This window comes from Lacipirellula limnantheis, from assembly GCF_007746075.1.
In the GTDB taxonomy this organism is placed as follows: Bacteria; Planctomycetota; Planctomycetia; order Pirellulales; family Lacipirellulaceae; genus Lacipirellula; species Lacipirellula limnantheis.
On record NZ_CP036339.1, the window covers coordinates 4,104,082 to 4,117,302 of the forward strand.

The 13,221-nt window shown below is 61.0% G+C and carries 10 protein-coding genes; 4 read left to right on the forward strand and 6 right to left on the reverse strand.

The window, feature by feature from the left end; genetic code table 11:
* Positions 1 to 19: 19 nt before the first annotated feature.
* The 5 genes from I41_RS15840 to I41_RS15860 are packed head-to-tail and all read right to left on the reverse strand — an operon-like array spanning position 20 to position 7,583.
* Positions 20 to 1,600: a flippase gene (locus I41_RS15840; protein WP_145433896.1), complete on the reverse strand. Its 1,581-nt coding sequence runs from the start codon at positions 1,598 to 1,600 to the stop codon at positions 20 to 22.
* 52 nt (positions 1,601 to 1,652) lie between these two features.
* Positions 1,653 to 3,368: an alkaline phosphatase family protein gene (locus I41_RS15845; RefSeq protein WP_145433897.1), complete on the reverse strand. Its 1,716-nt coding sequence runs from the start codon at positions 3,366 to 3,368 to the stop codon at positions 1,653 to 1,655.
* A gap of 33 nt (positions 3,369 to 3,401) precedes the next feature.
* Positions 3,402 to 5,099 carry an alkaline phosphatase family protein gene (locus I41_RS15850; protein ID WP_145433898.1) on the reverse strand — a complete coding sequence of 566 codons (1,698 nt, stop codon included), beginning with the start codon at positions 5,097 to 5,099 and terminating at the stop codon, positions 3,402 to 3,404.
* Positions 5,086 to 6,480, reverse strand: coding sequence for a glycosyltransferase family 4 protein (locus I41_RS15855; protein ID WP_145433899.1), 1,395 nt, complete (start codon positions 6,478 to 6,480; stop codon positions 5,086 to 5,088). Before I41_RS15855 ends, I41_RS15850 begins: the two co-directional genes overlap by 14 nt.
* The gene (locus I41_RS15860; protein WP_145433900.1) at positions 6,480 to 7,583 is read right to left on the reverse strand and encodes a glycosyltransferase family 2 protein; all 1,104 of its coding nucleotides are present in this window, start codon (positions 7,581 to 7,583) and stop codon (positions 6,480 to 6,482) included. The genes I41_RS15855 and I41_RS15860 overlap by 1 nt, the downstream gene beginning before the upstream one ends.
* Positions 7,584 to 8,352: 769 nt before the next feature.
* Between I41_RS15860 and I41_RS15865 the strand changes: the two genes are divergently transcribed.
* Positions 8,353 to 8,931, forward strand: a complete 579-nt coding sequence (locus tag I41_RS15865; protein ID WP_145433901.1) for a sulfotransferase — start codon at positions 8,353 to 8,355, stop codon at positions 8,929 to 8,931.
* A gap of 49 nt (positions 8,932 to 8,980) precedes the next feature.
* Here I41_RS15865 and I41_RS15870 read toward each other — a convergent pair whose 3' ends face one another.
* Positions 8,981 to 9,919, reverse strand: a complete 939-nt coding sequence (locus tag I41_RS15870; RefSeq protein ID WP_145433902.1) for an alpha-amylase family protein — start codon at positions 9,917 to 9,919, stop codon at positions 8,981 to 8,983.
* Between the two features lie 306 nt (positions 9,920 to 10,225).
* On the opposite strand from I41_RS15870, the gene I41_RS15875 reads away from it, so the two are divergent.
* The 3 genes from I41_RS15875 to gnd all read left to right on the forward strand — a co-directional run bounded on the left by I41_RS15875 (position 10,226) and on the right by gnd (position 13,214).
* A complete protein-coding gene (locus I41_RS15875) occupies positions 10,226 to 11,155 on the forward strand; it encodes an alpha-amylase family protein (protein WP_145433903.1) in 930 nt (309 codons plus the stop codon).
* A gap of 45 nt (positions 11,156 to 11,200) precedes the next feature.
* Positions 11,201 to 12,124, forward strand: coding sequence for a 2-deoxy-5-keto-D-gluconate 6-phosphate aldolase domain-containing protein (locus I41_RS15880; RefSeq protein ID WP_145433904.1), 924 nt, complete (start codon positions 11,201 to 11,203; stop codon positions 12,122 to 12,124).
* Positions 12,125 to 12,194: 70 nt separating this feature from the next.
* Positions 12,195 to 13,214 (forward strand): phosphogluconate dehydrogenase (NAD(+)-dependent, decarboxylating), encoded by a 1,020-nt coding sequence (gnd, locus tag I41_RS15885; RefSeq protein ID WP_145433905.1) that lies wholly within the window; start codon positions 12,195 to 12,197, stop codon positions 13,212 to 13,214.
* The last annotated feature ends 7 nt before the right edge of the window (positions 13,215 to 13,221 follow it).

Sequence of the window (13,221 nt, forward strand, 5' to 3'; positions counted from 1 at the left end):
CAACAATAGTCGCCGCGTCTCAGCCTGGCATCGCATCGGCGGTATCGGCCATTGCCACGACGGCCGCCGGCTCCAGCGCCGGCACGAGCGCCGGCCGCTTGAGCGAGTTCCACAAGCGCCTGGCGTCGGCCCAGGGCAGTACGCCCGAAGCTAGCGCCACGGCCACGTAAAGCAGTCCGCCGCCAATCCCAGCGCCGACCAAGTTAACGATCGAAGCGCCGCTGCGCGCGAACGGCCACATCACTGCGGCCATCGCCGCCGCCGCGGGCAACGGTCGTAGGAATCGCGTCCAGTGGGGACCGGCGACCTGGAACTTACGCAGCGCGATCATGCCGCCGCAACAGAGCGCCGCCTCTCCCAACAAATTTCCCACGCACGCCCCGTACATGCCCCAGAGCGGAATCATGATCGCCTCCAGGACGACCTTCACCGCCAACGTCCAACAAATGAGCCGCCAGTAAACTCGCTCGGCATCGAGCGCTGTCAGCACGAAACGGAGCTGAGCATTGATGAAGATCAACCCCGTCGCCCAGATCAAAATCTGAAGCGGAACCGCTGCGTCCGCGAACTTCGGTCCCGCGGTGGCGACGATCATCGGCTCGGCCGCCATGCTGATGCCGATGCTTATGGGCAGCGACGCCGCCCACAGGATGGAGGTCGTCTTCTCAAAGAGACGATTCACCGCGGAGCGATCGACGTGCGCCGCCCGACTCAACATCGGGAAGGTTACTGACACGATAATTCGGGGCAACAACTGCAGGGGCTGCAGCGGGCGGGCCGCAATGCTGAACATGCCGACGATCGCCTGCGGTCTAAAAGCCGCCAACAACAGCGTGTCCATCTGTAACAGGAACTGCCGAACCACGTCGCCGGCGCCGAGCGGAATCGACTCGCTCCACCAACGCGTGATGACTTCTCGGTTCAGCTTAAACCCGCTGCAGCGCCACTTGACCAACAGGACGCCCCAAATCAACGCGGCCGCAATGAAATTACTCGCGGCATAGGCGATGAATCCGGCCAGGGCGCCGCCGGTGCTCGGGTACACCCACAGCCACACGAACAAGCAAAAGGTGAACGTCTGCACGACTCGCGAAAGGTTTTCGTACTCGAATCTCTCGAGGCCGCGCAGCGCGTTGGCCGCGAAGTCCAGCCCGTGACGCGACCACATCGCCGCCGCCGCGACGATCAACACGGCGAGCGAGACGCGATCCGTGAATATCGCCATCCAAGGAACCGCGATGAGCAGGAATAACGTCGATGAGACCATGCACACGACGCAGAGGACCCCAAGCGCTTCGGGGATAATCTCTTTGAGACGCTCCGGCGTCCGGGCGACGCGGCGGGTCAGCACCGTGGTTGTTCCGGCGTCGGCGATCCAGTGGATGACGGCCGAAATCGCGAAGATGGTAAAGAACGTGCCCAGCGGCTGCGCACCAAGCCGACGGGCCAACGTGAACAGAGCGAGAAAATTCGACGGCACGATCAGCAGCGTACCGATCGCGTTGAACGCGCTGTTGCGCACCATCCGACTCAGCGGCGACTCATGCGCCCGCTCTTGGGCGACAACTTCGGGCGGCGAAAAATCGGGGGCACGCGACACTAGGATCAGCTTTCAATATGGTGAATGTTCGGCAGCACTGGCGGCAACCCGATTAATCGATATACCCTAAGGCCCGCAACCGCTCGTTGATCACCACCTTGTCCTCCTCCGTGTACGTTCCCGCTTCGTCGGGTTCCGCAACGACGCCCGCCGCCGCGCCGATTTCAAGTGGAGACGCCGCTTCGCCTTCGAGCACTTCGATCAGCGCGCGGCCGTCCATGTCTGCTGGCGTCGGCACGCCTAGTAAATGCAGAATTGTCGGCGCCATGTCGATGATGCGTGCGCCACTGATCGCCTTGCCGGCGATGACTTCCGGCCCTTCCGCGAGGAAGATGCCGTTATCGCGGTGACTTCCGGATTTCCCGGAAAAGAACGCCATGTTGTCTTCGCGCCGCGGATCGAGTTCCTCCATCCAGTGGAGCGATTGGCTCTTCGAACTGACCCGGAATGCGTAGGTATACTCTTCATGCGTCGCCCATTTGACGACGATATCGGGGGCTTCGTCCAGGCTGCCGCCGTCGTAAACCTCTTCGCGGCGGTAAGCCTTTTCAACGATCCGTTCGCCCGTGGCGGGGTGACGCCACTCTTCCAAACGACGAATCAACTCCGAACGAAGTTCCTCATATTCCTCGCCCGGTTCGACGGTTCCCTGCGGCTGTCGACCCTTTAGGTTGATGCGGAGGGCAGGGTAGTACGGGTTCTCTTCGAAGTAAGCCTGCGTCTCACTCCAATCGATAATTCCGTATCGCACCTTCGCTTCAATGCCCCCCAACTGCGTTCGAGCAAAGCGCGATAAAAACTTCTGAACGCTGTTCGGCAACGCGGCGACCGCGAATAGCTTTAGTGCGTCCAGTCGCCGCGATACCCATTTCGAGAAGCCGCCGCGGAATTGCAATACGTTTTGCTCGCGCAGCCAACAGTTCGGGTAGATCACTGTATTGCTGACGCCGCCGAATCCGTGATCCGACATCATCAGCAGCGTCGTATCATATGGCAACAATTGCTTAAGTTCGCCCAGCTGCCGATCTAGTTCTTGATAAACGCGCAGGATGCTGTCGCGCATCGACGCCGGCGCCGGCGTAAACTGCGGCGAACGGTGGTCGCAGTATTTCCAGAAATGATGGCCCGCGCCGTCCGACTCGCCGAACAGAATCATCGCGCAGTCCCATTCGCGACTCTGCATCAGATACTTCGCCGTCGCCGCCTTTCGACCAATGACGTCCAGGATCTTCTGCACGGCAGCTTCGGCGCGACCCTGATTGATCTCCTGGATCGGGAACGATCCGATGGGATGTCCGTCGAGTTCCCGCTCCAGTTCATCATAGACTTCGCGAGGATACATCCCCCGCGCGTCGAGCTTCGAACTGCTTCCTCCCAGTCCGGCGGCGTCGAATCCGCTCAGCATGACGCCGTTAATCGGTTCGGGCGGAAACGTGCATGGCACTGAGATCGAAATGACGCGCTTGCCGGCGTCGCTCAACAGTTTCCAAAACGTCGGCGCCTTGCGTTGACCGCCGTTGACGAACTCCAAGTCGTAGGTCCCTGGGCGCTGTCGCGTAAAATCGTAGATGCCGTGCTTTCCGGGGTTCTTGCCCGTCATGAAGCTAGTCCAAGCGGGGAACGTCATCGGCGGCAGCGTTGATTGCAGCTCCCCATGCGAGCCCCCGTTCCAGACTTCCGCAATGTTCGGCAGCTTGCCTTCGGCGATCCACGGTTCGATCAAATCGAACGTGGCGCCATCCCAGCCGACGATGAATACTCTTCCCATAAAACCGACTCTCCGGAAGGCGAACCACGGAATCTATTTGATGTAACCAAGAGCCTGCAACCGTCTGGCAATAAGCTCTGATTCGTCTTCGGTAAAACTCGCCGAAGCATCGTCGAGCTCGTCGCGGTAAGCCGCGTCGTCATCGGCCGCTTCAAAACGGATCGGATTCGACGCGATAAACTCCGGATCGATCGCCTCGACCAGCACTCGGCCATCCATATCGTCCGGAATCGGCAATCCCATCAAGTACAGCACGGTAGGCGTGACGTCGACGATCTTGGCGCCGTCAAACGAGAACTCGGGGTGGATCGGTCCGCCGCTCATCATCAGCACGCCATCCAGCCGGTGCGACGCGGCAAACTCGACCCCGCCTTCTAGCGGAGCGGTCGATCGCTCGACATGCGGTTTACCCGGCGACGCCGGCGAGCTTTGATCCAGCAGAAAACCATCGCGCCACCACGACGGCAACAGGTCCGGCGCCCGTCCCGCATGGGGGCCATGGTAGAGCTCTTGCGGCCGCTCCAAGCTACTCATGACCGGCTCGCCGGTCTGGGGATCGACCAGCGTCAGCATGATTTCCTCAATGCGATCCCGCAGTTCGTCCGCCTCCGTCTCCGTCAACTCCTGCAAGCGATTGAGCCAAATGGCTGGACTTGAGCGGTAGGCCTCATTCACGTACGCGGTTGTCTGCGACCAATCGATCTTCGCTTCGTCGAGCGTCTCGAACCAGGTTCGCAGCCGGGGCAGCATGCCGGCGATGCGGCGCTTGGCGTCTGACGATAGAGTCGACCGCAGCATTCGATCGAGCCAGCTCGCCAACGACTGCTTGAGCTTGCTGGGCGCCGACCCTTGTTCAAACTTGAGCAATCCAGCTTCCGCGAGGATTTGATTCAACCGCACGCGCACATTCGACATCGGGCCGAACCCGTGATCCGACATGACGATGACGATGGTGTCGTCGTCGCAGTCGTCCAGCAGTGCGCCAAGCTGCTCATCCACATGGATGTATGTATCTCGAATCGCGTTGCCGAACTCGGCGGCGCCGGCGGGGTCGTGCTTATCGTGCTCCGCATCCATGAAGTGCCAAAAATGATGCTGCACCTGGTCCGTCGATCCGAACACAATCATCCGAAAATCGCAGGGCCGCTCTTCCGCAAGGCGCTGCAGCGCCGCCGTCCGCGCTTCCTCGCACTCGCGTATATCTGCCAGCTGGGCTCGTCGCCGGGCGTCGGTTCGCATATTGCCCAAGTGTTGCTGGTCGATGCGGTACCGAATTCCAGCTTGCTTCAGCTCAGAGCGAATCTCCACCGGGTACATAAACGGACTGAGATCGTGCGGCGTATCAAGCCCGGAAATCAGAAACCCATTCACCGGTTCCGGCGGAAAGGTCATTGGCACGTTGACCACGCCGACTCGGCGTCCATGCCGGCTCAAGCAACCCCACAGCGTTTCCCCGTCGCGAAACGAGGCGTTGGTGAACCGAAATCCGTGCTCGCCGTGCGGTTCAATGAAGTCGAACAGCCCGTGCTTGCCGGGGTTCTTTCCCGTCATGAAGCTCGACCAGGCGCATGGAGTGATGGGCGGGACCGTCGATTCGAGCGGGCTCTTCGCCCCGCTGCGGAGAATTCGCGCAAGATTCGGCAGCAGACCTTCGTCAATCCAAGGGAGCATCAAGTCGAACGTGGCGCCGTCGAGCCCGACGATGAGCACGCGATAATCAGGCGTAGGCATTTAACTCACTCTCCAACGGATGCTCTCTGTTCGAGTCGGATCCAATGCACTTCTCAAGCTCGTTGGGAAGCGCGGCAGGGCGTGCCGCGATTTCCTTCCAGCGGCGCGTTGGCCGCAGCAGACGCAAGTACGAGTCGCACAGCTGCGCCGCCGCCATGCGGCGGTCATGTCGCGCTCGCACGAATTGATGGCCTCCCTCGGCGATCCTGTTGCGCAGCGTTTCGTCCTTGAGAACCCTCACGATGGCGCCGCCGAGCGATTCCGCCGTATCGTCTGCCGCTAACCACACATGCTCCCCGTGCGAGAGCCGGCTGCAGGAGCTCGCGTACATGACGCATGGCCGGCGAGCGGCCATATAATTCAGTAACTTGATCGGAAAGCCGGGAGCCTTCGGCCTCGGCACCACCGCCACGTCACAGATGGAAATCAGCTTGAGGCCGTGGTCGAGCGATCGGGGCGCCATCATCACCAAGCTTCCTTCAATGCCCAAAGCTCGCGCCTGATCGCGGAGGGCCCTCTCCGCCTTGTCGTTGTGAACGTTCGTCAGCAGCAGCAGCTTGGCGCGAGGGTAACGCGACAGCACGTGCACCATCGACTCCAGCAGCAGATCTAGTCGCTGAAATTGATCGATGACTCCCGAGTACAGAATAATCGGCTCGTTGGTCAAATTGCATTCGCTACGCAACCGACGGCGATCGCCTGTCGGCAGTTTGTCGAAATCGACGCCAAAATTCAGCACTGGCTCCATGCGATCGCTCAGCCCGCGGTCGTGCAGGAACTGTTGCAAGTTAGCACTGTGCGGAACGCAGCGGTCGCCAATCCGCGGGACTGTTCGATCCAGGGCCCAGGCGAGACCGTTCGCCATGCGCTTTGAGAAAAAGAAATCGTAGCTGGCGAGTTCATCGCCCATCGAATTGTGCGCGCTGTACAACACCGGGACGCGCACTGCGGGGCGACAGCAGGCCGCAACGAGCGCCGCTTCATATCCGTGCGCGTGCATCAGATCGAGCCGATGACGACGCATGACCTTCAGCGCCTTGAAAATCATCTGAAAGTCATAGAGCGGTCGATACCGGGTCGGTCCCACCGTCACCGACCGCTCGCGCGTCCAGTCCGCGATCCGATGGACGTGAACGTTGCGTAGCGGCAACGGCTCGCCGATGTGATAGGTGACGACATGGACTTCGTGGCCGCGCTCCGCCGTCGCCTCGACCAGCTCTCGAATTGATCCAGGCGTACCGTGGTTCGCTGGGAACGGACAAGCGGCCAGCACGCAGACCTTGAGCCGCGGCTCTCCGGTTTCGACGCGAGCGACGCCCGAACCATCGGCATTCACGCTTGCTCGCTCAGCGGCTGCTTTTCGTCGAAGGAGTGTTCTCATCAAATACGTCCATTGGCAATGGCAGGCTCGGCCGATGCGCTCACCGCGACACGGTGCTCTGCCGTCGCCGCCCGCGAGGCCGCGGATTGCGAAACCGCTTCTTCAGCTTTGGGGCCATCGTCGACGACCGGCGTTGGCCGCTTTTCTGAACCCCACGGCGCCATGCCTCGATATTGCCACACAATCGGCAATTCTTTGAAGGCCTTAATAATGACCCCCAGATTGGCGCCAGTCGCTTTGCCTGCCGCACGCGGATAGTGATTGACGGGCGCCTCCGCAATCGAAAGCCCGCCGCGCATGCACTGCGTCAGAATCTCGGCGCTAATGCATGCCCCCTCGGAGCGAAACTGCAGACCGTCAACAACCCAGCGCGGAAACAGCTTGAACGCGCAGTCCAGGTCTCTCACGCGCAGCCCCATAAGACATCGGATAAACCACTTCCAGCTGTTCGAGTTGAAGCGACGGACGCTGTTGTCCGCGCGGAGCCGACGGTACCCGATCACCACGTCAGCGTGCTGGGCATTGCAAAGTAGCTGCGGCAGGTCGAGAAAGCTGAATTGCCCGTCTCCATCCGTGAAACAGATCCATTCGCCGCTCGCCGCCCGCAATGCGGTAGCCACTGCGGCGCCATAGCCTCGATTCTTCTCGTGCCGCACCAACCGGATTCGACTGTCGTGTTCGGCCAAACGATCTACGATTTGCGCCGTGCCGTCCGCGGAGCCGTCATCGACGACGATAATCTCGAACTCCTCCACGAACTCCGGCAGCACCGCCAGTGCGCTCAACAGCACGTCCTCAATGACGTCTTGTTCGTTATAGCACGGCAGACACATCGACAGCGGCGTGAGCAATGGGAAGCTCAGCGGCGCGACGTCGCGACTTCGCATGCGTGCGGACCAACGCGCCTGGGCCTGGAGAACGGCCGCAAGCTGCCGCTGATCAATCAGGCCCGAGTTCAACATAATCGCGCCGAGGCGACGCCCGGTACGGCGCTGATCGACGAGGCAACGTTCAATTTCCTGCGAACTGACGTTGTAGAGCTGACGCGCGAACTCGCCGAAGCGCGGCACTTCTAACGGAATGAACTCGGTCGCTTGAGCCACGGCGCAACCTTCCTAACGTAGGATCGGTGAAAAAAGATCTGGATCGACGACGTCGCGACAACGTCAGCGCATCAACCGATGCAATATCGACCGAAAACAACAAAAGTGCGCGTCGATGACGCGCTATGTAGGCAGGGATGGAGTAAGACGGGGTGTCCGGCAACCAGCGCGCTCGCGATGCGATCAGCTTCGCCCGAGGTTGCAACTACATGGCGGAGTACGATGATTGCCTCTTCCGCCGATTCATCGCCGTCTCCATTCGGCGACGTCGACCGGCCAGCCATGCGGCAAAACGAGTGCCACTCTTCATTGCAGCCGATTCGACGTTTGGCGTTATACACTTGCTGGCGCGAATTGCAACCAGTTCGTCCATGACGATGCGCTTTCGCAAATGTGAATTCGCTCGCTAAACATCCCGTGCATCTGCCAACCCCTGAAGCATGAGGCGCCGAAAAGTTAAGCCGTGTGGCGCCGCCGCGACGCGCTCAGGCAGAATCCTCGCCGCCCAGACCAACTGCGGCGCATGGGCACTAACGTCCTACCCGAAAAGAAGTTACTTTCCGCAGCGCGAGCACCGGCAGCGGCGTGCTGCCCACAACAGTGAGATGGCGCGTTGGCGTCTCCTGGGCGTTTCGGTGGTATGAGAGTTGCCCCTCGCCGGGCTCGCACGCCCCGGTTTGCCCGCTGCGAAGGGTTGCAGACCGTTCACCCCGAGGCGATAACATATAGCGATTTTTCACAGATTCTTGTTGAAAGCGACATGAACCACATGAGCACTGCCACTTCCGAATACCTAACGATCGTGTCAGGTTTGCCCCGCTCCGGCACGTCGATGATGATGCGAATGCTTGAGTTGGGCGGGCTGCCCGTGCTGACGGACCAGCAGCGCGCCGCTGATGATGACAACCCAAACGGCTACTACGAATTCGAAGCCGTCAAGCAAACGGCCGAAGACTCAAGCTGGCTAAAAGGCAGCGAGGGCAGCGCGGTCAAGATGGTTTATCGGCTGCTTTACGACCTTCCGTCCGATCGGCAGTACCGCGTCCTGTTCATGCGTCGTAAACTGGACGAAGTCCTCGCGTCGCAGCAGGTCATGCTCAATCGACATGGCGTCAAGGACGCGGTGAGCGAGGCGCAAATGTCAAAGCTCTTCCGATCGGAGATCGACTCCTTCTACAAATGGTTGGAGAAGCAGTCGCATATCGACCTGATCGACGTCGACTACAATCGCATGTTGAGCGATCCACGCGGCGAACTGACGAGAATCAATGAGTTCTTGGGCGGCACGCTCGATCTCGAGCGCATGGTTGGCGGCGTCGACGCCTCGCTGTATCGCAATCGCAAGTAGCCCTCGGCGGAGCGTCTCGTCGATTGCCAGAAAGTTTCAGATCGCGGCACTACGGCGACATCGCGTTGAACTCGTCGCCTTGATAAATCTTCAGCCAGCGCGCCCCGGCGCGATTGGCAATCGTCGCGGCCTGATCGAAAGTCCCGCCGAAGCGTGCTATCGGACCATTTTGTCCGTCCACGCCAGCCACCGATGGCCCGATCATTTCGAAACCGACGCCGAAGCCGCGACGCGCCATCTGGACGATAATCGCATGGTGGACCGCGTTTTCCGGCGTACTCGCCTTTAAGGCGCAGTGCGAAAAATGCGCTTGCAGCGGATAGTTTTGGGCCAGGTAATCGAAAACGGCTTGGGTAATCGATGCATTCTGCCCTCCAGGCGCCACGCCGCCGTCCGAGATCAACGCACAGTTCCTGAAAGCGGAGCCGTACTGGTCAACGCAGGTCATCCACGATAGCGCCACCCGCTCCGGACTATAGCCGGGGTAGCGCGTCAGCCCCTCGGCCAGATGCATTTCCAACGATCCGCTTGGTCCGCGGGTCGGGCCGCTTAGTTCAACCCCTGCTAAATTGCCGTCCCCGGCATAACGTTGCCCGAGCGCTGCCACCATGCGACCATGGGCGCTAAGCATCGTCGAGTCCCACGGCAGCGGAGCCGACTTAAAAAGCGGGACGCCGAGCCACAACGGGGCGTTGTTTCCGGTGTAAATAGCCAGAATGTAGCTCTTGCCGAGTCGCCGGGCGCGGAGAACCTGCTGATCCAAGAACGTCCAGTTGTAGACGCCGGGGGCTGGATTGATGCTCGCCCACCGCTGCCGGATCACAATCCCGCTGAACACAGGCGAAGCGAGCTTGTTATCCTTGACATTCTGCGAGCCCACCTCTTGCATCACGTAGTAACCGACGGGTTGCCGCACTTGAGCAAACCCATCCGAGCTGACGCAGAGCGTAGCGACTCCCATCAGGATCCAAAGGGCCACATTTTTCATGACGAGGTTCTCGAATGAAAGAGGAGAAGAGGCGCCGCACAAGAATCGTCAGCAGGCGGCAGGAGGCGAATTCTACGCAGCGCGACAACTTGGCGTCGTCAGTTTGCGGCAGGCCGCGACCAAGATGATCGCACTGCAATCTTGCAGTCAGCCCATGCAACTTGCGCATACTGGGCCTATCAGCACTCCGACCGGCCGTTTCTGCCCTAGCTTGCAAAGCGTCGAATGCACCGCAGGCGTCGCCGCTATCAGCATCCGAGCCATTTCTACCCCCTATTCGCAGCAGATTGACTAACGAGGTTCTCCATGAGGATATGTATATCGTCGATTGGGTTGTGGATCGCCGCATCGCTCGCGGCGATGACGGCGGACCCGCGCGAGATTCGCGCACCGGTCGGGTATTTCGCCCTCCAGCCAGGCGATCCCGCAGTGCAGCGCCCCAACAGCAACCGCCAGATCACGGCGGCGCAACTGGAACTGCCGGCGGTTGCCGGATTGACGATCCGTGCGCGCTGGGCTTGGCTCCATTCCGCGGCAGGCGAGTACGACTTCACGTTTCTCGACGGTCAGGTCGAGCGGTGCCGAAAGCTCGGCAAGCCGTACAAGCTGCTGGTAATGACCGGGACCAATAGCTCTCCTGAGTGGATCGGCGGCGAGTGGTACCGCGGGGCGCCGGTCCCCTGGTCGCCCGAACTGAAGAAGTTCTACGGCGAACTCGTCGCCGAACTCGGCCAGCGGTATGCGGCCGACCCGCTGCTTGTCGGCGTTCACATCACTGGTCCAACTTTCCCCAGCGCGGAGATGCACCCGGCGCCCGGCATCGAAACGCTCGCAGGCTACAGCGACCAGAAGATGCTCGACGCGTGGGTGGCCGCGGTCGACGCTTACGCCGCGGCATTCCCAGGCAACGCCTCCATCCTTTCGATCAGCGTCCGCCGGCCGGCAAATCGCTACCTCGCGAAGACTATTGAGTATGGCCGCAAAAAGCTCGGTGATCGCTTTACGCTTCAGCACAACGCGCTCAAGGCCGGCACCCAATTGCTCGCTCCGCATCACCGCGTCATCGCGGAGCAACACCGGCAGGGGGTCCGCGTTGGCTTTGAAATGGTCTGCGGCGCCGCCGACAACCCAGCACGTTTCGGCTCCGACGACGTTATGGAAGGAATCGACGTCGGTAAAAAAGCCGGCGGAACGTACTTCGACGTTTACCCCGCTGACCTTTCGCACCTACACTAACGTCCGTCGTCCCGGAAAGTTGCGTGAAGACGAATGGGCACATCAATGGCAATTGGCTTCGACGCTCCCTTGTACATCCTACCGTTCGACCATCGGGGGTCGTTCGAGACCAAAATGTTCGGCTGGACCGGCGATCTGACGCCGGGGCAAACGGCCGAGATCGCCGCCGCGAAGCGCGTCATCTACGACGGCTTCCTCGCCGCCGCCGATGGCGGCGTCCCCCGGGATCGCGCCGGAATATTGGTCGACGAGCAATTCGGCGCTGCGATCCTTAAGGACGCGCAAGCGCGAGGCTTCATGACCGCCTGCCCCGCCGAGAAGAGCGGCCAGGACGAATTCGATTTCGAGTACGGCGACGACTTCGCCGCGCATATTGAAAAGATCTCGCCAACCTTCTGCAAAGTCCTGGTTCGATTCAATCCCGACGGCGACGCAACGCTTAACGCCAAGCAAACGGAGCGGCTAGCCATCCTTTCGGACTACCTGCATTCCGCTGCCGGCCCGCGGTTTATGTTCGAACTCTTGGTCCCGCCTGAACCGGCGCAACTGCAGCAAGTCGGTGGCGACCACAGGCGTTACGACGCTGAGCTTCGTCCGCAGCTGATGGTGCGGGCGATAACGCAATTGCAGGATAACGGGGTCGAGCCAGATTTGTGGAAGATCGAGGGTTTGGACCGTCGTGACGATTGCGAAAAAATTGTGCTCGCCGCCCGGCAAGGAGGCCGAGAAAAGGTCAGCTGCATCATCTTGGGCCGCGGCGAGGACGACCGAAAGGTACGCGAGTGGCTTGAGGTGGCGGCAAGCGTTCCCGGCTTCATCGGCTTCGCCGTTGGGCGAACTGACTTCTGGGAACCGCTCGTCGCTTGGCGCGCCGGCAAGGTAACGCGCGAAGACGCGGTCGCCGAGATTGCTCGGCGCTACCGCGAATTCGCCGACGTCTTCGCTCGCGGTCAAGCAGCACAAGGCTAGCGTCCGTCAGATGATGGACGCGTCGCCCCTTCAGCACGCTGTTGATCGCCGCGATCTCAGGAAAATAGTCATGCAACTCGGAATGATTGGACTCGGCCGCATGGGGGCGAACATGGTTCGCCGCCTGCTCCAGGCTGGTCACGACGCCGTCGTCTTCGACATGTCGCCTTCGGCCGTTGAAGCACTGGTGAAAGAGAAGGCCATCGGCGCGAAATCGCTCGCCGATTTCGTCCAGAAGTTGCCGACGCCACGCGCGATTTGGCTCATGGTGCCTGCCGCGGTCGTCGACCGCTCGCTGGCGGATTTGCTGCCGCTGCTCGACGCCGGCGACATCGTCATCGACGGCGGCAACTCGTACTACGTTGACGATATTCGCCGAGCGAACGAACTCGCCGTCAAGAAGCTTCACTATGTCGACGTCGGCACCAGCGGCGGCGTCTGGGGACTGGAGCGCGGTTACTGCATGATGATCGGCGGCGAGCCGGAGATCGTGCGGCGACTCGATCCGATTTTCGCCGCCTTGGCGCCAGGCAGCGGCGCTATCGACAGAACGCCCGGTCGTTCCGCGGCGCGCAGCACGGCCGAGCAGGGGTATCTCCACTGCGGCCCCAACGGCGCCGGGCACTTTGTGAAGATGGTTCACAACGGCATCGAGTACGGCATCATGGCCGCTTATGCCGAAGGCCTCAATATCCTGAAGAACGCCGATATCGGCAAACGCACGCATGCCGTCGATGCTGAAACGACGCCGCTCCGCGATCCCGAACACTATCAATACGACCTGAACCTCGCCGACGTGACGGAAGTCTGGCGTCGCGGCAGCGTCATTTCCTCCTGGTTGCTCGATCTCACCGCGGCCGCGCTCGCCAAAGATCCGCAGCTCGCTGAGTTCGCCGGTCGCGTCTCCGACTCGGGCGAAGGCCGCTGGACGATCAAGGCCGCCATCGACGAGGCCGTCCCCGCGCCAGTCCTGACCACCGCGCTCTACGAGCGGTTTAGCTCGCGCGGCGAGGCCGAGTTCCAAGACAAGCTGCTCTCGGCCATGCGTTACCAGTTCGGCGGCCATCTTGAGAAGGCGCCCGGCGCCTAGGACGATT

Excerpts from the sequence above, each read along its gene's own strand:
- I41_RS15875 (WP_145433903.1), top strand. The coding sequence starts at position 10,226 with ATGAGGATATGTATATCGTCGATTGGGTTGTGGATCGCCGCATCGCTC.
- gnd (WP_145433905.1), top strand. The coding sequence starts at position 12,195 with ATGCAACTCGGAATGATTGGACTCGGCCGCATGGGGGCGAACATGGTT.
- I41_RS15870 (WP_145433902.1), bottom strand. The coding sequence starts at position 9,919 with ATGAAAAATGTGGCCCTTTGGATCCTGATGGGAGTCGCTACGCTCTGC.
- I41_RS15850 (WP_145433898.1), bottom strand. The coding sequence starts at position 5,099 with ATGCCTACGCCTGATTATCGCGTGCTCATCGTCGGGCTCGACGGCGCC.
- I41_RS15880 (WP_145433904.1), top strand. The coding sequence starts at position 11,201 with ATGGCAATTGGCTTCGACGCTCCCTTGTACATCCTACCGTTCGACCAT.
- I41_RS15845 (WP_145433897.1), bottom strand. The coding sequence starts at position 3,368 with ATGGGAAGAGTATTCATCGTCGGCTGGGATGGCGCCACGTTCGATTTG.
- I41_RS15865 (WP_145433901.1), top strand. The coding sequence starts at position 8,353 with ATGAGCACTGCCACTTCCGAATACCTAACGATCGTGTCAGGTTTGCCC.
- I41_RS15855 (WP_145433899.1), bottom strand. The coding sequence starts at position 6,480 with ATGAGAACACTCCTTCGACGAAAAGCAGCCGCTGAGCGAGCAAGCGTG.